General features: G+C 35.2%; 18 protein-coding genes and 1 tRNA gene. 5 read left to right on the top strand and 14 right to left on the bottom strand.

Features of this window, described 5'->3' with window-relative positions:
* Nucleotides 1-176: 176 nt before the first annotated feature.
* The 9 genes from BM183_RS03465 to BM183_RS03425 all read right to left on the bottom strand — a co-directional run bounded on the left by BM183_RS03465 (nucleotide 177) and on the right by BM183_RS03425 (nucleotide 9,938).
* Nucleotides 177-2,123: a flavocytochrome c gene (locus tag BM183_RS03465; RefSeq protein ID WP_242960831.1), complete on the bottom strand. Its 1,947-nt coding sequence runs from the start codon at nucleotides 2,121-2,123 to the stop codon at nucleotides 177-179.
* A 315-nt stretch (nucleotides 2,124-2,438) separates the two neighbouring features.
* Complete coding sequence (locus BM183_RS03460; RefSeq protein ID WP_091684410.1) at nucleotides 2,439-3,095, bottom strand: Crp/Fnr family transcriptional regulator; 657 nt, start codon at nucleotides 3,093-3,095, stop codon at nucleotides 2,439-2,441.
* Between the two features lie 448 nt (nucleotides 3,096-3,543).
* Nucleotides 3,544-3,631 (bottom strand) — tRNA-Ser (locus tag BM183_RS03455).
* Nucleotides 3,632-3,716: 85 nt separating this feature from the next.
* On the bottom strand, nucleotides 3,717-4,697 hold the full coding sequence (gene holA, locus BM183_RS03450; RefSeq protein ID WP_091684409.1) for a DNA polymerase III subunit delta: 981 nt from the start codon (nucleotides 4,695-4,697) through the stop codon (nucleotides 3,717-3,719).
* Nucleotides 4,698-4,814: 117 nt separating this feature from the next.
* Entirely contained in the window at nucleotides 4,815-5,798 is a 984-nt protein-coding gene (locus BM183_RS03445) for an NYN domain-containing protein (RefSeq protein WP_091684407.1), read from the bottom strand.
* A 495-nt stretch (nucleotides 5,799-6,293) separates the two neighbouring features.
* A complete protein-coding gene (locus BM183_RS03440) occupies nucleotides 6,294-6,827 on the bottom strand; it encodes an NTP transferase domain-containing protein (RefSeq protein WP_091684405.1) in 534 nt (177 codons plus the stop codon).
* An 855-nt stretch (nucleotides 6,828-7,682) separates the two neighbouring features.
* Nucleotides 7,683-8,543, bottom strand: a complete 861-nt coding sequence (locus BM183_RS03435) for an ABC transporter permease (protein WP_091684403.1) — start codon at nucleotides 8,541-8,543, stop codon at nucleotides 7,683-7,685.
* Nucleotides 8,540-9,454: an ABC transporter ATP-binding protein gene (locus BM183_RS03430; protein WP_091684402.1), complete on the bottom strand. Its 915-nt coding sequence runs from the start codon at nucleotides 9,452-9,454 to the stop codon at nucleotides 8,540-8,542. The genes BM183_RS03435 and BM183_RS03430 overlap by 4 nt, the downstream gene beginning before the upstream one ends.
* A 37-nt stretch (nucleotides 9,455-9,491) precedes the next feature.
* Complete coding sequence (locus BM183_RS03425) at nucleotides 9,492-9,938, bottom strand: hypothetical protein (protein ID WP_091684400.1); 447 nt, start codon at nucleotides 9,936-9,938, stop codon at nucleotides 9,492-9,494.
* 374 nt (nucleotides 9,939-10,312) lie between these two features.
* On the opposite strand from BM183_RS03425, the gene BM183_RS03420 reads away from it, so the two are divergent.
* The 5 genes from BM183_RS03420 to BM183_RS03400 all read left to right on the top strand — a co-directional run bounded on the left by BM183_RS03420 (nucleotide 10,313) and on the right by BM183_RS03400 (nucleotide 16,223).
* Nucleotides 10,313-11,413, top strand: a complete 1,101-nt coding sequence (locus BM183_RS03420; protein WP_091684399.1) for an aldo/keto reductase — start codon at nucleotides 10,313-10,315, stop codon at nucleotides 11,411-11,413.
* A 161-nt stretch (nucleotides 11,414-11,574) separates the two neighbouring features.
* On the top strand, nucleotides 11,575-12,042 hold the full coding sequence (locus BM183_RS03415) for a MarR family winged helix-turn-helix transcriptional regulator (RefSeq protein WP_091684397.1): 468 nt from the start codon (nucleotides 11,575-11,577) through the stop codon (nucleotides 12,040-12,042).
* Between the two features lie 2 nt (nucleotides 12,043-12,044).
* The gene (locus BM183_RS03410) at nucleotides 12,045-12,893 is read left to right on the top strand and encodes a DegV family protein (RefSeq protein WP_091684396.1); all 849 of its coding nucleotides are present in this window, start codon (nucleotides 12,045-12,047) and stop codon (nucleotides 12,891-12,893) included.
* Nucleotides 12,894-13,706: 813 nt separating this feature from the next.
* Nucleotides 13,707-15,530: a glutamine--fructose-6-phosphate transaminase (isomerizing) gene (gene glmS, locus BM183_RS03405; protein ID WP_091684394.1), complete on the top strand. Its 1,824-nt coding sequence runs from the start codon at nucleotides 13,707-13,709 to the stop codon at nucleotides 15,528-15,530.
* Between the two features lie 174 nt (nucleotides 15,531-15,704).
* On the top strand, nucleotides 15,705-16,223 hold the full coding sequence (locus BM183_RS03400; protein ID WP_091684602.1) for a flavin reductase family protein: 519 nt from the start codon (nucleotides 15,705-15,707) through the stop codon (nucleotides 16,221-16,223).
* A gap of 206 nt (nucleotides 16,224-16,429) precedes the next feature.
* On the opposite strand, the gene BM183_RS03395 is transcribed toward BM183_RS03400, so the two are convergent.
* The 5 genes from BM183_RS03395 to glgB all read right to left on the bottom strand — a co-directional run bounded on the left by BM183_RS03395 (nucleotide 16,430) and on the right by glgB (nucleotide 24,349).
* On the bottom strand, nucleotides 16,430-17,548 hold the full coding sequence (locus tag BM183_RS03395; protein WP_091684393.1) for an HD-GYP domain-containing protein: 1,119 nt from the start codon (nucleotides 17,546-17,548) through the stop codon (nucleotides 16,430-16,432).
* A 257-nt stretch (nucleotides 17,549-17,805) separates the two neighbouring features.
* Complete coding sequence (gene truA / locus BM183_RS03390; protein ID WP_091684391.1) at nucleotides 17,806-18,549, bottom strand: tRNA pseudouridine(38-40) synthase TruA; 744 nt, start codon at nucleotides 18,547-18,549, stop codon at nucleotides 17,806-17,808.
* Between the two features lie 174 nt (nucleotides 18,550-18,723).
* A complete protein-coding gene (locus BM183_RS03385; protein ID WP_091684390.1) occupies nucleotides 18,724-20,829 on the bottom strand; it encodes a glutamine synthetase III family protein in 2,106 nt (701 codons plus the stop codon).
* A gap of 301 nt (nucleotides 20,830-21,130) precedes the next feature.
* The gene (locus tag BM183_RS03380; protein WP_091684388.1) at nucleotides 21,131-22,009 is read right to left on the bottom strand and encodes a mechanosensitive ion channel family protein; all 879 of its coding nucleotides are present in this window, start codon (nucleotides 22,007-22,009) and stop codon (nucleotides 21,131-21,133) included.
* A gap of 36 nt (nucleotides 22,010-22,045) precedes the next feature.
* Entirely contained in the window at nucleotides 22,046-24,349 is a 2,304-nt protein-coding gene (gene glgB / locus BM183_RS03375) for a 1,4-alpha-glucan branching protein GlgB (RefSeq protein ID WP_091684386.1), read from the bottom strand.
* Between the last annotated feature and the right edge of the window lie 31 nt (nucleotides 24,350-24,380).

Below are 24,380 nucleotides of genomic sequence, written 5' to 3'. Positions count from 1 at the left end.
TGTCATGCTTAAAACAGATATTATAGAGAAAAACATGAAAACAGCTCTATATCTAGTAAAGAGGCGAGTCCCGACGGAACACCCCAACTATTGACACAGAGCCTGAATAAACTAATGAAAATAGGTTGCTACAACCTACTTTCCATAGCCTTGCAACAACCTTTTTCAATCAATATTTATTTTTCAGCAGCCGCATTCTCACCTGCAATATACCCAAATACCATAATATCAGGAATCGCATTACCACCAACACGATTACCAGCATGGATTCCACCAGTTACTTCACCAGCTGCATAAAATCCAGGAATAGCCTCGCCATCTATATTTAACACTTGTGCTTTTTCATTAATCTGAAGACCGCCCATCGTATGGTGAATGGACGGTGATCTAGGAGTTGCATAGAAAGGACCAACATCGATCTTCTCTCCTAACTTAACTTTACCGAAATCTTCATCTACTCCATTTTCACAAAAGTTATTATAACGCTCAATTTCTTTTACGAATGATGTTGGGTCACAACCAATTTTCTTAGCTAGCTCTTCCAACGTATCTGCTTTTAAAACACTACCATCTTCTATTAGCTTATCAATATCATTTCCCCAGCCATTTTGTCCACCTGGTTGTGGATCACCAGCAGTGGATTGGTCACAAATAATATAAAACATGGCATCTGTCTGCTCAAGTGCTGCTTTTGCCATAATATCACGGCTCTCATACTCAGATACAAAACGTTTTCCTTCTTGGTTCACAAATACTTGATTTTCAGCACTTGTCCATAAACCACCGGATAAAGATCCAGTGACAGGTTGTGAGCTTGGCATTAATTGAACAAAACCCATACCTACTAGGTTTGCTCCGATTGCATCACCCATTACGATACCATCACCAATTGCCAATACTGTGTTCGTTGTTGCCATATTTTCATTGAGACAGCCCCAATAATTATCATACTTCATAGCCATTTTCGGATTTGCTCCATAACCACCAGTTGCCATGATGACAGCTTTATTGGCATGTAGTGTTACTTTTGTACCGTCTGCTTGTTCCGCAATTACACCAACAACACGGCCATTTTCCATAATTAATTCTTTACCAGCAGTTTCAAGTATGATCTCCACACCATTTGCCTCAGCTGCTTTTTGAAGTGGTGTAATAAAACCATGACCAACGCTTGTACTTAAGCTATGCATACGAGGCCACAAACCTCCAAGTACAGTACCGATTTCATCGGAAATTCCCACTTCTTCGTCGTGAGAAACTAACCAATTCAACGCATCTAACGAATTCTTGGTTAATGTTTGAACTAGGTTGAAATCTCCATAAATTTCTGAACCATCTAATCCAGTACGTTTGCCACCTTTGTATGTTTGATACGTATGTAACTCTACACTATCAAATAGTACACTCATATCTCCTTTTAAGTATTCTTTGATTTGTTCTTTTAATGTAGCTAAGGTAGGACGATATTCTTCTGCAATTGTAGTTTCATCCAGAGCTGCAATTTCTTTTAATTCTGTAATCTGAGACCCTTCCATTGCTAGCGCAGCTTGACGTTCTGGATCTACTGCATTATACGCACCACCTGCGCGTAATGTATTGCCACCAAGTGCAGAACCTTTTTCGATTAAGATAACAGATGCACCAAGGTCAGATGAGCTAACAGCTGCTGATAAACCTGCTCCACCACCACCGACAATAATAATATCTGCTGTTTTTTCGATATCTTCACCTGCAATAGTAGATGCTACTTTTTTGTTCTTAAGCTCATTTACATCACCACCTGCTTGCTCAACACAGTCAGAAACTGCTTCTATAACAGCATCACTTGTAATCGTTGCTCCACTGATTGCATCAATATTAAGGGTTTGTCCCTTTACAATCTGCTCTGGAAATTTATAAAATACTGGAGTTGCAATACCTTCCGTCTCTTGATTTTCACCAATTGTGACAGATAAAATTTCTGTTTCGCTAAATTCCACTGTGACCGAAATCATTCCTCCATTGCCTTGCTTCCTTGCAGTATAAGTACCTGCTTTATAAAGAGCCTCTGTGTTTGTTCCTCCTTCTGCTGTACCCGCTGTTGGTGGAATTGAGGGGTCCTTTTTACCCGCACATCCAACCATTGAACATACTAATGTTGCTACCATGCAGAATGCCAACAATTTCTTTGTCCATTGTTTCATTTGTCCATTTTCCTTTCTAATCATACGTAAATTTACATCAAGTAAGATAAGTCTTCAACTGTCTTATGTGTGAATAAGAAAAAACTTAAGACTATCTAAGCGGCCAAATTATTGTTATTTTTTTAACATAATTTTCGCTGATGTATCTACATTATCTACAAAAGAAAGGTGATTGTATGTCGTGCTTACTACATAGTGCAGATAAATTATAAATAAACTTAATATATTGCGCAACTATTATTGTTATTTTTCAGATTATCTATTTGAAATCTCAATAATTTGTTCTAATTTCAAAATATGAATTAGATTTCTCCTTGTTTCAATTATCTCCAAAGCCCTAAGCTCCGATAAATGTTTTGAAACATTGGTACGGTCCAATCCGATGTGTTTTCCAATCATTTCTTGAGTCGTCTTGATTTCGAGGGAATTATTTGCAAGATAACAAGCATATAGATGATTGCATATTCTTTTCTTTCCATCAAAAAAAAGAATATCCTTTAGCTCACACTGTAAGGATGTAGTTAAGTCCTCATAAAAATGAATTAACGAAAGAGCGATTTCTATCTGCTCACTAATTAATTGTTTAAACTCTTCTTTCGTAAACAAAAGCACTCGAACTTTGGGGCTTGGACAACTCATAAAGCTACTAAGTGCACTTGGTAACATTGTTTTTGAACTCTGTGTATAAAAACTTCCATGTTTTACAACCGCTGATATCTTCTCTTCTCCATCCGCTCCTGTAATTTTTAAACTCATAGCACCTTCAAGAACATAGAAAGCTTGATACGGGCTGTTTTTAAACTCATGGTAAGGTATCACTTCAGTGTATATCCTTTCCATCGAGCTGTATTGTAAAAATACTGACTCATACTGTTTAAAATTATTATGTATCTGTTTGTCAGGTATAATCATAGGAAGCTCCTTATTCCTTTTTCTAACCCATGAAAGTATTCGAAACTCCTCTCTATTCAAATAGAAAAGTTTCACTTTGAAAAATAATTCTTTCTACAATGTCTCTCATGAATCTATATTAGGATATCATATTATGTCGTATTCTGTCTAGTAAATGGAATATTATGATAGTTAATCGAGTAGGAGAAATTTTCTCCTACTCACACCACCCTCATGCAGTTCCGCAAGGGGCGGTTCAATCAACTTAACAAGTACACTTCTCAGTGAAGTAATCTAATATAGAGACTAACCCGAACTTGGTTAGTCTTTGCTTTGTTGCCGCTATGTGCATTGCTCCTCTTTGGCATACAAATGCAATTCAAGTTTTAATAAATCTATTTTCATATAAATTCCATCGACTCGACAAAAAAAGACCCAAGTCCTAAGACTTGAGCCTAATACTTAAGAGCGGAGAAGGTGGGATTCGAACCCACGTGCCCATTTCTGGACAACCCGATTTCGAGTCGGGGCCGTTATAACCACTTCGATACTTCTCCAAAGTTACTTGACTATTATAGCAAATCATACCCTGGGGATGTCAAGCCTTTTATCTTCTTTTATGCATTTTATTTATTCATTCAGTTATGCAGCAGAACTGTACTTAACGATAAGTAATTCTACTCCGATTTTATCAATTAATCTGCCGGTCTTAATCCTCTCTTCAATGTCTGCACAGCTTTTTAAAGCATTTACCAATGTTTCCATAGTAAAATTCTTGCTTTGGTTTACATATTTATTAATGGTAAAAGGCATTAACCCTGTTTTTTGACTAATAACGTCATTATGATATCCTAAGGAAAGCAGATTTTTTACCTGAACAAGGATATTAAATTGTCTTGTGACTAAGAATAATATAGACATTGGCTTCTCCTTTAAAGACAATAAGTCATAGTATAAATCCAATGCTTTTTTCTGTTGTCTGCTGCCGATGGCATCCACCATAAGAAATATTTTTCCGGTAATCTGAGCAGTACATACTTCATCAACATCTTCTTTCGCTATAATCTCTCTGTCATAAGCGTAACAGATAAGCTTTTCCACTTCATTTTGAATATTTTCCATATCAGATCCTACTTTATTCAATAGATAAAGAATAGTATCCTCTGTGATTTTCTTGTTTTCTTTATCCAGTAAAGTTGCTACCCAAAGTTTAAGATTCTTTTCATCCATAGCGTTCATTTCTGAAATGGTTCCTATATTTTTAACCGCTTTATATAAACGGTTTCTTTTATCTACTTCACTTTCTACAAAAACAATATGTGTGGTTTCCGGAATGGAGCCCATATAGTCTGCTAAGTTACTCTGATTCTTAAAAAATCCGCTGTTTTCAATTAAAATAAGCCTTCTGTCGCTAAAAAACGGCATAGTATTGGCAACAGATATTACTTCGGCTGTATCAATTCCTTTTCCTTCAAAATAGGAATAGTTCATTTGATCACCGTCACCAAGGATTGCCGTTTTTAATTTATCCTTATATAATTTTTTCAAATAGACCTCTGTCCCACAGAGCAAATATACAGTTTTAAACTGATTCAGCTTAATATGCTCTTTAATATTCTTCATAATAACCTCAATTCTGGCGTTTTAATGCCTTTTAATAATGTCATCAACTTTGTACGCCAGCACAAATGCCCACTTAAAACTTGTTTTTAACTACTTCATTCTGGTGCTTTATGCCTTTTATTTCTTTTTGTAATATTTCTTCTTCTTTTTCTTATGAAATGGCTTATTAACCGCTTTTTTATCCTGTTTTTTCTCTGCTTTTTCTTCCTGCTCCTGATCACCTTCTGATTTTAGGGATACCCACATAGAAGTTCCTTCTTTTCCCTTCTTTTTGATTTCTAAGAAATCAAACTTCTTTAAGAACTTAGAAAGTTTTGTATCTCCGTAATTTCGAATATCAAAATCAGGGTAACGCTTTACTAAGCGGCTTCCTAATTCCCCCATATTCATGCTTTGATCTTCCGCATCAATTTCATTCATCATTTTTATAATTGCAGCTTTAATTACATTAATGTCCGTCATGTATTTTACATTATCAGTACCATCCTGTCCATTCTTAAGATCTTTATTATTGACGGAGTTACTATTTTCTTCTTTTATTACAATATCATTTTCCTGTATTACGGAAGGATTATCATTTTCTATATTCTTCTTAATATCCTGTTTCCTATCGTGACCGGAAGCTTTGGCATTTAAATTGCCAATTTCCATAGTCTTTTTCTCGGTTTCAGCAAGAACATCCAGATATTTAAATTGGTTGCAGGCCGCAATAAAGGGTTTTGGAGTTTTCTTTTCCCCCATACCAACAACTAACATTCCGGACTCCCGTAATCTTGAGGATAATTTTGTAAAGTCACTGTCACTGGATACGATGCAAAATCCTTCTACATTTTTAGAATATAAAATATCCATGGCATCAATAATCATTGCGGAATCCGTTGCATTCTTTCCCACAGTATAGCTATATTGCTGCACCGGAGTTACAGAGTTCTCTAATAATACGTCTTTCCACGAAGAAGTACTAGACTTCGTCCAGTCACCATATATTCTTTTGTAAGTTGCCACACCATAATTTGATATTTCATCCAATATATATTTGATATATTTTGCTGATACGTTATCCGCATCTATAAGCACTGCAAATCTTTTTTCATCTATCATATATCATACTCCCAACTAATTGTTGTTAAAATTTCTTCTTTTATTTCCTTCATAAATACGGATTATATAATTCTTTTTCTATACCCCATAATTTTATATTTTATTTTCTTTTTTCTTTCCCGGAAAAATAATATTCCCTAATAACTCAAATAAATTAACACCTAAATAAAATTCATAAACTATAATATATATCACATAAACAGGGAGAAGCAGCCATATTTTCTTACTGTTTATGGGATTAGGTTTCCTCTTTTTCTTTAACAACTTCGTATCTTCTCCTTTTTTATTTTAGTATAATCCAATGAATGGTTTATATCAAGTATATCTTGGACTACACATTTTCGGTTTTCCAGAAATAAAAGTGTCATTCAAAAAGCCCTACCATGCCAAATCCCTGTTAACAGATATTCTCTCCAGATTAGATGAATTTGCTTTTAGAATGACATTCTGGTTATGGTTTATGTATTTTCTAATATCTGTTTCCAGTATATGTTCTTAATCACACACTTCCATATATACGGTTTCCTCTTCGAATTGTGCCAATGCCCCTTCTAGTCCATCCCCGCCGTTATAATCACAAATATCCTGCAATATGTTAAATCGAATCAATGGAGGGTACTTCTTTTTACCCTGAAGGGTTGGAAATAATATCTTAGCATCACAGTATTTCATCAGAAGTTGTTCTTTAACTAAAACACTGGGGGTTACCGTAGACCTATCCCCCGGTAGAATAAACAATGCTTCATATGGTAATTCATCTTTTTGCTCACCATTCTGAATATATAGGATTTTCCTTAAACCTTCCCTTACATTAGACATTAAATCACTTCCCGTAGTACCAGGATTATAAATAGTAATTACTTTTTTATTATTAAACAAGGATTCTATCTGTTTTTTATGGCTTCCAAGCACTACAACAATCAGATTAACCTCCGCTTTTTTTAATATATGAATAAAATTCTCAATAACCGTTGCATTCTTATAGAAAAGAAGCGGTTCTGATTCCACAATTAAACCTACTGTTTTCATTTTACACCACCTTTATAATCATTTGATTTCTTTCTGGCTAGACAAAGCAGTGTCACGAAAGCTAATAATAACTTTTTTAACTTTCCCCCTCATATGACACAAATGTTCTATAGATTCATTTAATCTTTAGTGCAACCTATACAAATATTTTCTTACCCACTAACTAATTTTATCATTATTACCCAAAGAAATCAACCTAATAATAAGGTTTTACATATTTTTAACAAATATAAACAGGAATTTATAAATATACTCAGATGTCAGCTTACTATAATTAATATAATAGTCATACCAATGGCTAATACTGCAATATAACTGGTTTGATTAACTAAAATAATATGTATATTTGGGATTTATTTTCTTAATTTTATTGAAGATTAAATTGGTTTATTAATAATTAAAATAGACTCGATGTTAGACTAATCTTAAAGAAAAATTATTCGTTCCCTTTATCCATTATACTAAATGTATATTCAAAATAGAAAAGTAGGCTTTATCTGTGTTTCCTTCAGTTTGAAAGAGTGCCAATGAGTACAATTGAAGTATTAACTTTATTGTTAGCATTTTTACGGCAGTAAAATTGTCTTACATAGATAATGGACTAAAAAAAGCATCTTACTTGGTGGTATGCTTCCTGTCAAGTAGACAGGGGACATACCACCAAGTAAGATGCTTTTTTTAAGTACTGACACGCAAGCAACAGATATATAGTATCTGATCACCTTTTCTATCTTTATACAGGAACACATTTATGATATCAATTATACTATTTTTACAAGCCTTCTACTCAATGTAACTATTAAAGCCTACCATGGGAATATTGGAAATGACACCTTCCTGAAATAACCTCCAGTTTTAACTGTCCTTCCTTGATAACCGCCAAACTGCTAATAGAAAGAATATAATTGTTACAATTACTAAGTATAGAATACTAATGGCAGGATTTATCACCGTATTACCTATTTTAAAGGATACTCCTAGTTCAAAACGAAATGCATCAACAAATTCTCTTGGAACACCTGCAAATGTAATCTTTTCCGCTTGTTCCATCATAATCTTACGAAGCAGCATACCTATATGGGCAGGTGGAAATACTTTAACTACAGTTTGAACAGATGCCGGTAAGTTTCCAATTGGTATGTAAATTCCCGTTAAAAATCCTATTAAAGTACCAAGGACTGTACTTAGAGCACCAAAAGCACTTGCAGTCTTCATAAAAGATACAACTAGGAATAAGATAAAACCGGAAGATAAAATCTGAAGTATAATTAATGCCAGCACCTTCCACAATGCCTCAAAGGATAATAATTCTCCTCCGTTATAAATAATATAAATCTCTGCCAGCACTAAGGTAAATAACGTTAAAATAAAACTGATAACTGCCGCACTTAGAATATAACCGCATGTTAATTTACTTCTTTTTATTGGAGATGCGGAAAAGTCTTTGGATAGTCCATATTCTTTATCTCCAATCATGATTCCCAATGCTCCAAGCACTGTAGTAATTGGGGTAACAGACAATAATCCTGCCATAATCCAACTGTCCATTAAATATCTGACACCGGTCATTCCCTCTCCTTCCAGTCCTTTAACAAGCAGATCACCCAGGAACAGGAAATATAAACCAATTATAATAAATACAGATAAAAGCGAAAAAAATACGGAAGCTTTGTCTCTAAAAAATATTAATAAATTACGCCTTACAAACTGAATCATTCTCTCATTTCCCTCCCCGTAATACGAATAAATGCTTCATCCAAGGTTCCCTTTGTAACTTGAAAACCTAACATGCTGTCTTTACATTGCTCTACAATGGGTATGGCCTGTAATGTGAATTCCAGCGGAATATTTACTGTATCCCCATTTATTTCGTAAGAAAATCCTAATTGGTTTACTACCTTTGTAACTTCTTCTATATTTGCTGTATGTATGGTCATGGAGTCATTACTGTACTGTTCCTTTAACTGTTCCGGCGTTCCTTTAGCCGTAATCTCACCATTATCAATTACAACCACATAGTCTGCCTTGGCTGCTTCTTCCATATAGTGGGTAGTCAGGAATATTGTCATCCCTTCTTCTTTCTGCAAACTTCGGATGGTTTCCCATACGCTTTGTCTGGTTTGGGGATCCAGTCCGGTAGTAGGTTCATCCAGAATGAGTATCTTAGGTTTATTAATCAACGCTCTGGCAATGTCAGCTCTTCTTCTCTGTCCGCCGGATAATTTACCATAAGGGCGGTTTAAGAAACTTTCCACATTAGCACTTTTTACCGCATGATTTACAGCTGCTCTTAATTCTTCTTTTGAAAGATTATAAAAGCTGCCGCGGATCATCATGTTCTCTTTCACCGTAAGTAATCTGTCCAACAGATTGTCCTGAAATACGATTCCTATAATGGAACGGATCTTATCATCTTCCTTACCCAAAATATGTCCATCAATAATAACTTTTCCCTCATCAGGTTTTAATAATGTACTGATCATATCAATGGTAGTTGATTTACCCGCACCGTTAGGGCCTAAGAAAGCAAAGAGGGAACCCTTCTCCACATAAAAATCAATTCCTTTAACCGCCTTAACATCCCCATAGGATTTCTTTAGACCTGTAATCTCAATAATTTTCTCCATAACCCATTCCTTCCCTTATTAATGAATTCAATTCCTCTTATAGATCATTTAAACTATAGGCCGGTTGAAAGTCCTGGCTGTCTGCACATAAGAAGCCCTCCCACCGATCCAATATTACCTTTAGGATATTTTTAAACTCTTCTTCCAAAACACCACTTGCTATATATACGGAAAATATAGTATGAATATTTCGACTATTTATAAATTCCATATCCGAAGGATCTTTAAAATTCAAGTTCATTGGTTCGAAATCTATAGTTACTTTATTGGATAGCTCTATCTGTAGAATATTCATTTCTTCCCAAAACTCTACAGAGGTATTGCATTCTTCTTCAATTAATTGTGCAATACTTTTCCCATTGATTTCACTTGGAGTCATATAAAACCAGTCTGTAATGGTTATATTTTGATTCTGTGAATTATCTTTTTTATTCTGTGATTTGTCTTTTTTATACTTACTGCCTTTTTTTACTTTATTGTTCATATATAATTAAGTTCCTTTCGAAGTTTGGAAGTTTGTATGCTTATATCAAACATTTTACTTTATTATACACATAAATGCAAGAAATAGAGATTGCTATATAGACATTTTATATAATCCCAATTTGCTCTGTATCTTAAATTTTACCCAAAGAATATGCCTGCTTTTTCTTGAGATTTTGATTATTTATTGCTATACTGAATATTAATATATTAGCCAAAGATTGAAGTAAATATATCTATAGAGTAACTATCATAAATTACCTTCAATTTGTTTATCAGTGGCAGCATCATATCTGTAAACAGGCATACATTTGCAAGAAGATATGATAGCAATGGGTGTAAAAAAGCATTTACATAATTACAGGAGGTATGAATATGTATTACAAACAATATGGCGATACTCAAATGAAAGTATCTGCAATCGGTATGGGGTGCATGCGTTACGACGACGAAGATATTAAAGCAGGTAATCTGGAAAAATGTGCTGAAATAGTCTTATATGCCCACGAAAAGGGTATAAACTACTTTGATACCGCTCCCTTTTATTGTGATGATAAAAGTGAGATTATAACAGGAATGGCATTATCCCAGTTACCCCGCGACAGCTATTATGTTTCCTCCAAAACCAATATGGGTACTGTTGGGGGTAAATGTACCGCTGAGGATTTCCGTAAAAGGTTAGAAACAACCTTAACCCGTTTAAAAGTGGATTATCTGGACTTTTATCACTTATGGTGCGTTTTAAGTTTAGATGCTTTTGAGAAACAATGCGATGCATTATATAAATTTTTTGAACAGGCCAAAGCAGAGGGCCTGATTCGTAACATTGTATTCTCTTCTCATATGCAGGGTAATGATTTAGAGGAAGCGGTTGATAAGGATTTGTTCAAGGGAATGTTAATCGGCTACAATGCTTTGAATTACCGTTTCCGTCAAACAGGTATTGAAGCCGCTTATAAAAAAGGAATGGGCGTTGTTGTTATGAATCCTTTAAGCGGCGGTTTAATTCCAAGCAACCCAGAGACTTTTGCTTACCTGGCAGAAGGAACAGACTTAACTGTTCCACAGGCAGCTCTTCGTTTTGTAGCCTCCCATAAAGAGATTACTATTACATTAAATGGTTTTACAACAAAAGAACATGTTGATGACGCCTGTAAGGCAGTGGAGAATCTTGTTGAAAAACCGGCAAAGGAAATCTGTACGGAGTATGAAAACAAAGGTATTGCCTTAAATAATCTGTGTACCGGTTGTGCATACTGCAAACATTGTCCAAAGGATATTGATATACCAAAATTCATGGATGCCTATAATGAACATATCCTAGGCAATAATATGAAAGACCGGATTAAAGGTCATTGGGGCATGTCTGTTTCAAAAGCTGCTGAGTGTATTAGCTGCGGTAAATGTGAATCCTTATGTACCCAGCATTTGCCGATTATAGAACGCTTACATGAAATAACTGTTAATTGTCAATAATTAATATATATTGGAATCCAATTTATAAAATATGCAAATTATATAAATACAAATATTACAACATACTTTGAACTTCAAATTATCATTGACGTAATACAAAATTACTGATACAATGTAATTAATTTGAGGTTCAAAGTATTTCTTTTTAGATGGAGGTCTCTATGGGAGTTTATGAAGAACAACTTAATACTTTTTTAGTCAACGTATTTAATAATATATTACGTTTAGAAGAAGCAAGTCTTGCAAAAGGTGAATTTCGTAATTTATCAATTACTGAAATGCATGTTATTGAAGCGGTTTATGAAAGTTTGGAACATAACTCAAATTCTATGGCTGAAATAGCAAACCGACTGGCAGTCACAGCCAGCACTCTGACCACTTCTGTTAAAACCTTAGAACAAAAAGGATACCTTTTACGGACAAAAATGCCTGCTGATAAACGAAAAGTGATGGTAACTCCTACCCCCTTATCAGAAAAGGCATACAAAAAACATAAAGAATTTCATAGAGATTTGGTCAGCAGTGTTTCCAAAGAATTATCTGAGGAAGAAATGTCTGCACTAACCCAGGCATTAAGCACATTGGATAATTTTTTTAATCAAGGCGGTATAGCGCCAGAATCGAGGTAATTATGATTAAAATTATAACGGATTCCACATCAGATATAAGTCAAGAACAAGCAAAAGAATTAGGAATTACAGTTTTACCTTTAAAAGTAATATTTAAAGATGGAGAATACGAAGATGGCATCGATCTTCAGAACGATGAATTTTATAATAAATTAGTGAATTCTGATTCCCTTCCTTCTACCAGTCAGCTAATCCCGGAACAATTTATACCTCTGTTTGAGGAGGCAAAAAACAATCAGGATTCTGTTGTTGTTATTACCCTCTCTTCATATCTTAGCGGTACCTATCAAAGTGCCGTTATTGCAAAAGATATGTGTGAATATGATAACATCCATATTGTTGACAGCCTAAGTGTTACTTTGGGATTACAGATTTTAGTCAGAGAAGGGGTTGATTTGCAAAAGAAAGGATATTCAGCAGAAGAAATCGTAAAAATTTTAGAAACAAATAAGCGTAAAATTCATGTATTTGCCTTGGTGGAAACATTGGAATACCTGAAAAAGGGAGGCAGACTATCCGGTGTCAGTGCTTTAGCAGGAACCATACTGAATATAAAACCCATTGTAGAAGTAAAAAACGGGAAAGTAGATGTGGCAGGGAAAGCTCGGGGACTTACCGGTGCTTTTAGTAAAATGATTAAATTCATAGAGCAGTACGGCGGAATGGATACTTCTAAATATTATTGTCTCGGATATACCGGTAAAAAAGAGAATTTAAACGCCTTTTTGGAATATGCTAAAGATAAGCTTGATTTAAAAGACGGACTAATCAGTCCTATCGGTTCTGTTGTAGGAACTCATGCCGGTCCCGGTGTATGTGGAATTGCTTTTTATGATATCGGTGTTTCATAATATAACATATTCTTATATAGATTTAAGATAACATTTTTATTTGTTATCCCTTAAATCTTGTACTCCCTCAAGAACCTCAGAATGGCAAATCCTCCCACAACCCATTCTGAGGTTTAACTTTTACAAGATTATGGTTGTTTCATTTTTCACCGGGTTCATGGCTAGTATTCATATAAATTTGAAAATTGACTTTTTCTCCTATACATGATATTATTACATAGTTATAAAACCGTAAATATTAGAATTAATTATCAATTAAACATGAAAAAGATAATTATAATGCTACATTTACTTAATAAAGCACAGTAAGGAGGAAATCTACATATACTAGTTTTATAACAGGGCAACTAGCAACACAATCAACCCAAGATTGGATTAACAGAAATGTTTAAATTAGCGCCATGTACCTCTATTGGGTCAGTTTTTTAGAGGTTAACGAGGTAGAGGGTTATCGAAGTATTCGGCGGATGCTCTCTCGTGTTTCCGGACACGTAATATGTTGATAAAGCAATGGGTAACCATGGGACAAAAGCAGCATAACCGGAAAATGAATTAGATACTTCAATGACTTCGGATATAGATTATTAACATAATCTATTATTAGTAATCTTTTTAATAAGATCTCATTTAACCGAAGCTTAGTTGTGTTGTGAATTCATCTGTTTACTATCTCTCATTAAAACCTTTCAAAAAAATCCTTGTAATCCATAAATTCAAGCATATAAACCCTTGCTTTTCTGCAAGGAATTGTCAGAGTTTTTAATTGAGATAGGTATAAGAACATTGAAAATTGAATAAAAAGGAGACATAATTATGTGTGGAATTATTGGTTTTACGGGACAATCACAGGCAAAAAATGTATTACTGGAAGGTTTAGAATCCTTGGAATACCGTGGTTATGACAGCGCAGGAATGGCATATTTCAACGATAATGTAATTCATACAATTAAAACTACCGGAAAAGTTTCTTCCCTACGAAAAAAAGTAGAAGCTGCTCCAAAATTTCATAGTACCTGTGGAATAGGACATACCCGCTGGGCAACCCATGGAGGTGTATCCCATATCAATTCCCATCCTCATACTTTTGGAAAAGTTACTTTAATTCATAATGGAATCATCGAGAATTATCATGAACTTGAAACAATGCTGGCCGCAGAAGGAAAACACCCGGTGTCCCAGACTGATACCGAAATAGCCGCTATGTTAATAGATCATTTATATCAGGGAAATCCTATGGAAGCCTTAAAAAAAACAATGGAATTTCTGGAAGGAGCTTATGCCTTTTGTATCCTATTGGAAGATAGACCGGGTGTAATATATTGTCTGCGGAATGGAAGTCCTTTGGTTGCCTGTCATTGTGAAGAAGGTTCTATTATTGCCTCCGATATGGTTGCCTTAATTAAGTATTCCAAAGAATACTTTGTGTTGCCGGAACAGCATATTGCAACCCTGACAAAAGATCAGATAACCGTCTTTGATATAAATGATAAAGTAGTTACCCCTAAAATGCTTTATATGAATTGGGATATATCTTCTGCTATGAAAGGGGGATATCCCAATTATATGTTAAAAGAAATCCATGAACAACCGGAAGCACTACGTTCTACCATAATACCCCGGGTTAGAGAAGGGAACCTGCCTGATTTGTCCAAGGATGGTATACCCCATAACATCCTTGATAACGTTAACCGAATCATTATAACTGCCTGCGGTACTGCCATGCATGCAGGCTTAATAGGCAGAGTCATGTTTGAAAGACTTCTTCGTATACCGGTAACAGTTGAGATAGCTTCTGAATTCCGTTACCAAAACCCTATTATGGACAAAAATACTTTAGTTATAACCATATCCCAATCCGGAGAAACGGCGGATACTTTAGCAGCTCTTAGACTTGCTAAAGCAGGTAATGCCAAAACCTTATCCATAGTAAATGTAAAGGGATCCTCTATTGCCAGAGAAAGTGATTACGTTTTATATACCCACGCCGGTCCTGAGATAGCCGTTGCAAGTACAAAGGCCTACACCTGTCAATTATCCTGTCTTTATCTCCTTGCATTTGCCTTTGCTTTAGAAAAAGGAAGACTTTCGGAAGAAGATTGTTCAAAAGAGATGGAGAATCTGCTGCAAATCATACCTGCCATTGAAAAGACTTTAACTTTTCATTCACTGGCAGAAGATATCAGTAGGAATCTGAAAGACTGTGAAGACTTATTTTTTATAGGGCGGGGGCTAGATTATGCACTTTCCTGCGAGGGTTCCATTAAATTAAAAGAAATCAGCTATATCCATTCGGAAGCTTATGCTGCCGGAGAATTAAAACATGGTACTCTCTCACTGGTTACGGAGGGGACTCCGGTTATCGCTCTAGCTACTCAGGCCAATGTTTATTCCAAAATGATATCCAATATTCGTGAAGTACGTGCACGTGGTGCCATGGTTATATTAATTACGAATGGAAGTGATTTAATTGATTCTTCCATTTGTGATTATCACTTTGCATTACCATATCTGGCAGGTGACTTTGCCCCATTTACGGCAGCTATAGTGTTGCAGATGCTTGCTTACTATACTTCCGTCGGGCGGGGCCTGGATGTTGACCAGCCTCGTAATTTAGCAAAATCAGTAACCGTAGAATAAATGTTTTTAATCTTCTGTTTTATTATACTTTTATACTTTAACCCCTTTCAATTTTACCTTATTAAACATATAATAATGTTAAAATGTTTTTAAGTAAGAAATGTATGATTCAAAGCATAATGATATACCCTATTCATTATGCGAAGAGATTACATGCAGAAAGGATTTATAAAAATGAATGAATTTAAAGAAATTACTGCTGCTCAGTTAGAAGGCAATCCATTTCAAATGATCGGAAAAGAATGGATGTTGGTTACTGCTGAAAAGGAAGGAACAGTTAATACCATGACTGCTTCCTGGGGAGGCCTTGGCATTATGTGGGGTAAAAACGTTGCTTTTGTAACTATAAGACCTCAACGTTATACGAAGGAATTTGTAGACTTTTCAGATACATTTTCTTTAAGCTTTTATGATGAATCTTATAGAAAGACCTTAGCTTATTTAGGCAGAGTATCCGGAAGGGATGAAAATAAAATTGAGAAATCGGAGCTTACTTTAGCATACGATATTGGAACACCTTATTTTGAAGAAGCTAATACTGTGTTAATCTGTAAAAAATTATTTGCACAGCCATATTCAGAAGAAAGTTTCATTGATAAATCTATCATGCCAGATGTTTATCCCGATAAAGATTTTCATACACTGTATGTAGCTGATATTATTAAAGTTTTGGTAAAGGAATCTCAATCCTAAAAAGCTTTAATCTCCTTTCACGTACTCCAAAGGCTGTACCGTGAAAGGAGATTTTCATAAAAAGAAAGCTGTTTTCATAAAGAATCCGGTAAATGCTCTACTTAACAGATTCTTCGTGAAATCAGCTTTTTTATTATCTCTAAAGTTGCATAATAGCCTGTTTGTGGAAAAGGTATTTCACCTAACCGCCTTTTTTATATCTAAGGCTAAATAATTGCTAAAATATCAATATCCCGTTCCTTCGATAAGTCGATAAAATCAGAGTTTTGAGTTCGTACAACTGGTTTGGCTAAGTCATATTTATTAATCATAATAATTTCTGCTTTTTCTTCATTGCTAAGCAGTACCCAGTTATTGATATAAGCCTCAATTACCCTTTCTAAAAAAGTTAACAGATAGACCGGATCATATTTCTGAAGTCCTTCCTTTTCAAATATGGCTATTACTTCAAAGGGACATATGCGTCCTCTGTAAACCCTTTTTGCAGTCATAGCTTCATAAATATCAGCAATAGCAACTATTTTTGCAAAAGGTTCTATTTGACTTCTGGTTAATCCCAATGGATAGCCGCTTCCGTCACATTTTTCATGATGCATTAATGCAGCACGCTTAACTCTGACATCAAGGTCTTGGTGCTTTAAGATAAAATAGCCTTTATTGGTATGCTCTTTTACACGTAAATATTCTTCGGGAGTTAATTGAGAAGGTTTTGTAATAAGTTCCTGAGGTATCATTAATTTACCGATATCATGCAACAGCCCGGATAAAGCTAATAATCTGGTCTCAGAAAGCGAATATCTCATCCATCCCCCCATTATATAGCAAAGCAGGGCTACATTAACGGAATGTATGTAAGTATCGTCATCATATGTCCTCATACAATTTAGCATGTCAATTACATGCAGACCATTGCGACTTTCCACTAAGATTGCTTCTATCTCTGAAACAAGCCTCTCTGTGTCCAATTGTTCATTGTCTTTTATAATTGTGTCCAAATAATTTTTTAAGCTATTTGCATAGCTAACAATAGAATCTTGAAAACATATAAATTCCTTAGTTCTCCGAACTTTTTCATGGTAGGACATATTATCTTCACTAACCGGCTCATCTTGAGGAATATGCTCTTCCTCTTCCTGTACATAGGCATTCTTTTCATTGGAAGCAAAAACTTTCAGTTCCCTTACACCATATAATTTTAAACGAATAATACTACGCTCTGTAAGCTCTGTATTCTTTTCAATTAACAATTTGTTCTTTGCAAAAATATCTGTTGCCGAAATCATTCCTACAACCGCTTGCTCGCTAGAAATTCGTTCAATATTCATATTTCCCCTTTTCTCCTTTCAAAATCTGAAAATTTTGTACATAACAAAATCTCCGATTTAAAGAAATAAATTCTTTAGACCTTACAGACAAAATGATCCATTGCGGCATCCTAAATAATGGATGAAAAAGTTCAAATGATAATTCCATTCCTTCCATTATTCATTTAGAATTATTTGAAGTTCTTCCAAGTGTATAGATGCTTTTTCTTCAAACTTCCCTCTGGTTCAATTTAAGCTTTTTGATCTTTACACAAAATCTAATATATAACTTCCTGTAAAAAAAGCCCCCTTGCTTCCGCTGTAGGACCGGCTATTTCACGGTCCTTAGAATCAATGACTTCCTTTATAAAATCAGGTTCCATATTACCCGCTCCTACTTCCATTAAAGTTCCTGCTATGATTCTAGCCATATTAGGCCAGAAATCGTCTGCTTCAATGGTAATTACAATTTCATTTATATCTGAATAAATATCTAGCTTATGAATGGTTCTTTCTGTAGACTTTTTCATTCTTTTATTATCAGAAAAGGCTTTTAAATCATGCTTTCCTATGAAATGCTTTGCAGCTTGTCTCATTTTCAAGGAATCCAGTTTATGAAAGCTATAATAGTTATATTTACGTTCAAATACGGAAGGAACTTCACCCATAGATATTTTATATTCATATCGAAAAGCTTTTGCATTAAAACTGCTATGAAATCTTTCAGGAACCTCAGATACCTCAAGTACTGCAATATCTCTTGGCAAGAAACGATTTAGATAATGTTTTATTTCATATAATTTCATGTCCGTATTGGTATTAAAATTAGCAATCTGGTTATAAGCATGTACCCCTGCTTCTGTTCTTGCAGCACCTATTAACTGAATCTGTTCATTTTCCATCTTGCTTAATACGCTTTCAATCTTATCCTGAATCGTAATGCTTTTGGGATTCCCCTGCTGCTTTTGCCATCCATCATACCTTGAACCATCATATTCTATTACTAATTTTATATTTCGCATAATTACTCCTTATACATACATATATCGAACTTTTTTTCAATTACTTTAATCTTATGGTTGTACCATCAATTATCTTTATTATCCATTATATTGGTTAAAATGTCTAGGAGTTTCTGCAAAGAATTACATAAAAAACTACCTTGCTTTTTCAGCAAGGTAGTAAAATACTGTCTATTATATTTCAAATAATATATCTCCATATGTTGGAACCGGCCATAATTCCTTATCTACGATTAATTCTAATTCATCAATAGGTGCTCTTAGTTCTGACATGGCAGGAAATACCACTTCCCTAAAGTAGAAAGCTTGTTCCTTTCCTTCTTTAGAGCCGGCCTCTTCTACATAAGATGTAAGTTTATACGCTGCCTCCTTCGCTTCTGCTAATAAAGAAGAGGTTCTCATTAATAAATCTTCCTGAACACTTATATCTGCCTGAGGGCATGCAACTTTAATAGTGGAAATAGATTCTGCCAGTTTTGTTACATATTTAATTACTGCAGGAATGAATTTCTTATTTGTCATTTGAATCATAGTTTTTGCTTCAATATTAATGGCTTTTGAATAGGTTTCATATTCAATTTCTGCCCGGGAATGAAGCTCAGCTTCTGAAAACACATGATGCTTTCCAAACAATTTTATTGATTTTTCTGTTGTTAAAGCACTTACTGCCTCAACCATGGATCTAATATTGGGTAATCCTCTTCTCCTGGCTTCCTCCACCCACTCATCACAATAGCCATTACCGTTAAATACTATTCTTTGGTGTTCTGTTACTGTTTTCTTAATTAGATCATGGACTGCTAAATCAAAATTATCTGCTTTCTCTAATTCATCTGCCATTTCACATAACACATCTGCAACAATTGTATTTAATACAGTGTTTGGCCCTGCAATTGACATAGAAGAACCAACCATTCTAAATTCAAATTTATTACCGGTAAATGCAAAAGGTGAAGTACGGTTTCTGTCCGTAGCATCCTTTCTGATGGATGGTATTGCATGAGATCCTACGCTGATTCTTCCTCCCTGCTTACTTCTGGTGGCCTCACCTGTTTCAATTAATTGGGTCAGCACATCTGCCAGCTGGTCACCTAAAAAGATAGAAATAATTGCAGGAGGAGCTTCATTTGCTCCTAATCTGTGGTCATTTCCTGGTGTGGAGGCTGACTGGCGAAGTAGATCTGCATGTTCATCTACTGCTTTTAATACTGCTGCTAAGAATAATAAAAATTGTACATTCTCATGGGGTGTCTTTCCCGGATATAAAAGATTTTTGCCTGTATTGGTTACCATAGACCAATTATCATGTTTTCCGGAACCATTTAAACCTGCAAATGGCTTCTCATGAAGAAGGCATGTTAGACCATGATGATTAGCAATTCTTTTCATTAATTCCATGGTTAACTGGTTGTGGTCTGTTGATATATTGGCAGTTGTATAAATAGGAGCTAACTCATGCTGTGCAGGAGCCACTTCATTATGCTGTGTTTTTGCCAAAACTCCCAACTTCCACAACTCTTCATTTAATTCTTTCATAAAGACAGCAACTCTTTCTTTCAGAATTCCAAAATAATGGTCATCTAATTCCTGTCCTTTTGGGGGCATTGCACCAAATAAAGTTCTTCCTGTAAATATTAAGTCTTCTCTTGCTAAATACTTTTCTTTATCTATTAAAAAATATTCCTGTTCAGGACCTACCGAACATGATACATAAGTTACATCACTGTGACCAAATAATTTAAGAATACGAACAGCCTGGTTACTTAAAGCCTCCATAGAACGGAGTAAAGGGGTTTTCTTATCCAGGGCTTCACCTGTATAAGAACAAAAGGCAGTTGGTATACAAAGGGTGACTCCGGAAGCATCTTCTCTTAGGAAGGCCGGAGAAGTGCAATCCCATGCCGTATAGCCTCTTGCTTCAAATGTAGCTCTAAGACCGCCTGAAGGAAAGGAGGAAGCATCCGGTTCGCCTTTAATTAATTCTTTACCGGAAAACTCCATAATTACTTTGCCGTCTACTGTAGGGCTGATAAAGGAATCATGTTTTTCTGCAGTAATTCCTGTCATTGGTTGAAACCAGTGAGTATAGTGAGTTGCACCTCTTTCAATAGCCCAATCTTTCATTGCATTGGCAACTACTTCTGCAACTGCCGGATCTAAATCCTCACCGTTTTCAATTGTTTTCTTTAATGCAATATACGTTTTCTTAGGAAGACGTTCCACCATAGTTGCATCATTGAAAACGTCAATACCAAATATTTCAGTTAATTTTCCTGCCATTCGAATTAAACTCCTTCCATTTCCTGTTATCTGTTATACTTTAAACAATTTAAACTACTATGTCAATCTTGATCCGTAGAAATACATTTCGAAATATATCATAGCTGTTTGAATGAAAAAAGTGCTCTCAATAGAATTTGAGAACACCTTTGCTCTAACGAAATTTCGCCTATAAATAAGATATCACGTTTCTTAAAAAAAGAAAAGACTTTTTTATAATTTTTTAATATTTTCTTTATACTTTTTATTAACTTATATTTATAAGCAGAAGTTATAATTATATTTTATTTAGAAGATATTGTTATTTACGCATTGTAATCTCCAATTGATTAAAAGGTATGGTAATCTGATTTTTATCAAAAGCATTTTTGATTTCTTCCAGGAGTTCCCACTTTAATTTTAGATAATCATCATTTAAAACCCATACCCGAATTCCTATACTAACAGAATTTATATCCAAAGAATTCACAAATACATTAATATCCTTATCTTTTATTATCTTTTCATTTTGATTCAGGATATCCATAATTACTTCTTTTACTTTCTGGATGTTCTCCCTGTATTCAATAGAAACTGTCAAATCCAAGCGCCTTGTAGCTTCATTGGACGCATTAATAATGTTCGAATTGGAAAGGGCACCATTTGGCATAACCAGCAGCTTATTATCTGCCGTATGAATCTTGGTATAAAAAATATCAATAGCGGTTACCGTTCCTTCATTAGTCATATTTCCAACCGTTCCGGTAGTTATAATATAATCCCCCACACGAAAAGGCTTTAAAATTAATATTAAAACGCCCCCTGCAAAATTAGATAGCCCGCCTTGTAAAGCCAAACTGATACTTAAACCAGCAGAACCAATAATTGCTACTATGGTTCCGCTTTCTATTCCAAACAAAAAGATAATACCTTGGGTAAATAAGATCGTGTGTAGTATGGCTTTAACCAATGCAAGTAAAAATCCTGAAACGCTAATTTCAATTTTGGACCGGTTAAAGAACTTCTCCAAAATACGGATGACATACTTAATAATCTTTTTTCCAATAAAGATCATTACCGTAACAAACAATAATTTTATTAAAAAGTCCAGTCCTCTATCTGCTATATCCTTAATAAATCTATCAAAATCAAGGAAAGTTTCCTTAGTTGTTCCAGCCTCTAATATAGGTAAATATCTCATTATGCTATAAATCCTTTCTGACTTCAATAAAAATAATTACCCCTTATTCACTCCCTCTATTCCGGATAGATTGGATACTCCCTCTTTTGTCTGCATATCTGTGGGCATACAAGTATATATGGATATTCCAAGAGGGGGAACTGTCACATGAATAGAATTCTCCCTGCCGTCTGCTTCTTTTTTCTTGGAAGTCTTTAACCTTGGATTAACATTACCATGTCCTCCATAGATTTCTTTGTCACTATTAAAAATCTCTTTGTATTTTCCTGCAAAAGGTACACCCATTGGAAAATCCTTATATACTACAGGTGTAAAGTTACAAAGAACCAATAAGGTGTCTTCTGGCCTTTCTGTTTTTCTGGCAAATACTATAATACTGTGGTCTGCATCCATACAACTAATCCATTCAAATCCCTCTGATTCAAAGTCCAGTTGATACAAAGCAGGATATTTGGTATATAATTTATTCAGCTCTTTTACATAGCGGTTTAGTTTTCTATGGTTTTCTTCACTCAGAAGTTCCCAGTCCAGATCTTTGTTTTCATTCCACTCATTCCATTGGGCAAAGTCCTGTCCCATGAATAACAATTTTCTGCCGGGATGTGCCATCATAAAGCCGTAAGCCACACGTAAGTTATCAAACTTCTGCTCTGTATCTCCCGGCATTTTATTAATCATGGAGCCTTTTTCATGAACTACCTCATCATGTGAAAATACTAATATAAAATTCTCGCTATATGCATAGATCATACTGAAGGTAAGTTCCCCATGTCTGCCTTTACGAAACAATGGATCGCATTTCATATAACCCAGGAAGTCATTCATCCATCCCATATTCCATTTCATATCAAATCCCAGCCCGCCATTCTCTGCCTCTTCTGTGACTTTTGGCCAGGCGGTGGACTCTTCTGCAATTAATATGGCTTTGTATTTTCGTTTTTTAAAGATAGAATTGAGATGTCTTAATAGTTCTACTGCTTCTAAATTTTCATTGCCGCCATAGATATTAGCTACCCATTCCCCATCTTTCTTTCCATAATCCAGATAGAGCATAGAAGCAACTGCATCCATGCGGATACCATCTACATGATATTTTTCTACCCAGAACAATGCGTTGGCAATAAGAAAATTAGATACCTGAGGCCTTCCGTAATTATAGATTAAAGTTCCCCAATGAGGATGGGATCCTTGCTTCGGATCTAAATGCTCATACAAACAGGTTCCGTCAAAATTAGCCAAACCGAAAGCATCTCTTGGAAAATGTGCAGGTACCCAATCAAGGATAACACCAATTCCCTTCTGATGCATATAATCCATAAAATACATAAAGTCATATGGAGTACCGTATCTTGCAGTAGGTGCATAATATCCGGTTACCTGATACCCCCAGGAACCGTCATATGGATGCTCCATAATAGGTAATAATTCAATATGGGTATATCCCATGTTTTTTACATAACTTGCCAGTTTAGGAGCAATCTCCCGGTAATTATAAAATTCCCTTCCATCCTCCGGCTTGGGTTTCATCCAGGAGCCTAAATGGACTTCATATATGGTCATAGGTTCCTTCTTAAAATCCCATTCTTCCCTATCCTTTAACCATTTTTTATCCTTCCATGTATACTGGTTTATATCACATACAATGGAAGCTGTATTGGGGCGGAGCTCTGCAGCATTCGCATATGGATCTGCCTTAAGAAAGGTAAGTCCACCCTGTCCCTTTAACTCATATTTATATAGTTCTCCTGACTTTATTCCCGGGATAAATAATTCAAAGATACCAGAATCCCCCAAACGCCTCATGGGATGTCTTCTTCCATCCCAGTAATTAAAATCACCTACCACACTGACTCTAATAGCATTAGGTGCCCAAACAGCAAACAGAACACCAGATATTCCGTTGTTCTCCATAAGATGGGCACCTAGTTTTTCATAAATTTCATAGTGGATACCGTTGGAAAAGCGATTCATATCCAACCCATCCAAAACCGGTTCAAAAGAATAAGGATCAAATAATTCTTCCTTTGTATTATTATCATAAGTTACCAGATAAGTATATGGTTCCACTTTTTTAATAGGCAGTAAAACAGCAAAATAGCCCTCTTCTTCAAAAAGTTCTACGCTTTCGTTCTTCTTAGAGAATCTTACATTCTCCATGACATAGGTATTTTGGCTGCTCTTTAGTTTAACAGCTACCTCTTTTGCAGTGGGAATATATGCCTGAATCAAAACTCCATACTTTGTTTCATGTGCACCCAGGATACTATGTGGATCATCATGTTCTGAGTGAATGATTGTTTTAGCCCCTTCCCAATCCATCAACTTGTAAAGTGCTTCCATTGGAATCCTCCTGCTATTTTAATTACAAAGC

This window comes from Anaerocolumna aminovalerica (assembly GCF_900115365.1).
GTDB classification, from domain to species: domain Bacteria; phylum Bacillota; class Clostridia; order Lachnospirales; family Lachnospiraceae; genus Anaerocolumna; species Anaerocolumna aminovalerica.
This window is presented reverse-complemented; position numbering and strand designations above follow the sequence as displayed.

What these genes read in the sequence shown, in the direction of transcription:
- BM183_RS03465 (WP_242960831.1), bottom strand. Translation starts at nt 2,123, where the DNA reads ATGGTTGGATGTGCGGGTAAAAAGGACCCCTCAATTCCACCAACAGCG.
- BM183_RS03460 (WP_091684410.1), bottom strand. Translation starts at nt 3,095, where the DNA reads ATGATTATACCTGACAAACAGATACATAATAATTTTAAACAGTATGAG.
- holA (WP_091684409.1), bottom strand. Translation starts at nt 4,697, where the DNA reads ATGAAGAATATTAAAGAGCATATTAAGCTGAATCAGTTTAAAACTGTA.
- BM183_RS03445 (WP_091684407.1), bottom strand. Translation starts at nt 5,798, where the DNA reads ATGATAGATGAAAAAAGATTTGCAGTGCTTATAGATGCGGATAACGTA.
- BM183_RS03440 (WP_091684405.1), bottom strand. Translation starts at nt 6,827, where the DNA reads ATGAAAACAGTAGGTTTAATTGTGGAATCAGAACCGCTTCTTTTCTAT.
- BM183_RS03435 (WP_091684403.1), bottom strand. Translation starts at nt 8,543, where the DNA reads ATGATTCAGTTTGTAAGGCGTAATTTATTAATATTTTTTAGAGACAAA.
- BM183_RS03430 (WP_091684402.1), bottom strand. Translation starts at nt 9,454, where the DNA reads ATGGAGAAAATTATTGAGATTACAGGTCTAAAGAAATCCTATGGGGAT.
- BM183_RS03425 (WP_091684400.1), bottom strand. Translation starts at nt 9,938, where the DNA reads ATGAACAATAAAGTAAAAAAAGGCAGTAAGTATAAAAAAGACAAATCA.
- BM183_RS03420 (WP_091684399.1), top strand. Translation starts at nt 10,313, where the DNA reads ATGTATTACAAACAATATGGCGATACTCAAATGAAAGTATCTGCAATC.
- BM183_RS03415 (WP_091684397.1), top strand. Translation starts at nt 11,575, where the DNA reads ATGGGAGTTTATGAAGAACAACTTAATACTTTTTTAGTCAACGTATTT.
- BM183_RS03410 (WP_091684396.1), top strand. Translation starts at nt 12,045, where the DNA reads ATGATTAAAATTATAACGGATTCCACATCAGATATAAGTCAAGAACAA.
- glmS (WP_091684394.1), top strand. Translation starts at nt 13,707, where the DNA reads ATGTGTGGAATTATTGGTTTTACGGGACAATCACAGGCAAAAAATGTA.
- BM183_RS03400 (WP_091684602.1), top strand. Translation starts at nt 15,705, where the DNA reads ATGAATGAATTTAAAGAAATTACTGCTGCTCAGTTAGAAGGCAATCCA.
- BM183_RS03395 (WP_091684393.1), bottom strand. Translation starts at nt 17,548, where the DNA reads ATGAATATTGAACGAATTTCTAGCGAGCAAGCGGTTGTAGGAATGATT.
- truA (WP_091684391.1), bottom strand. Translation starts at nt 18,549, where the DNA reads ATGCGAAATATAAAATTAGTAATAGAATATGATGGTTCAAGGTATGAT.
- BM183_RS03385 (WP_091684390.1), bottom strand. Translation starts at nt 20,829, where the DNA reads ATGGCAGGAAAATTAACTGAAATATTTGGTATTGACGTTTTCAATGAT.
- BM183_RS03380 (WP_091684388.1), bottom strand. Translation starts at nt 22,009, where the DNA reads ATGAGATATTTACCTATATTAGAGGCTGGAACAACTAAGGAAACTTTC.
- glgB (WP_091684386.1), bottom strand. Translation starts at nt 24,349, where the DNA reads ATGGAAGCACTTTACAAGTTGATGGATTGGGAAGGGGCTAAAACAATC.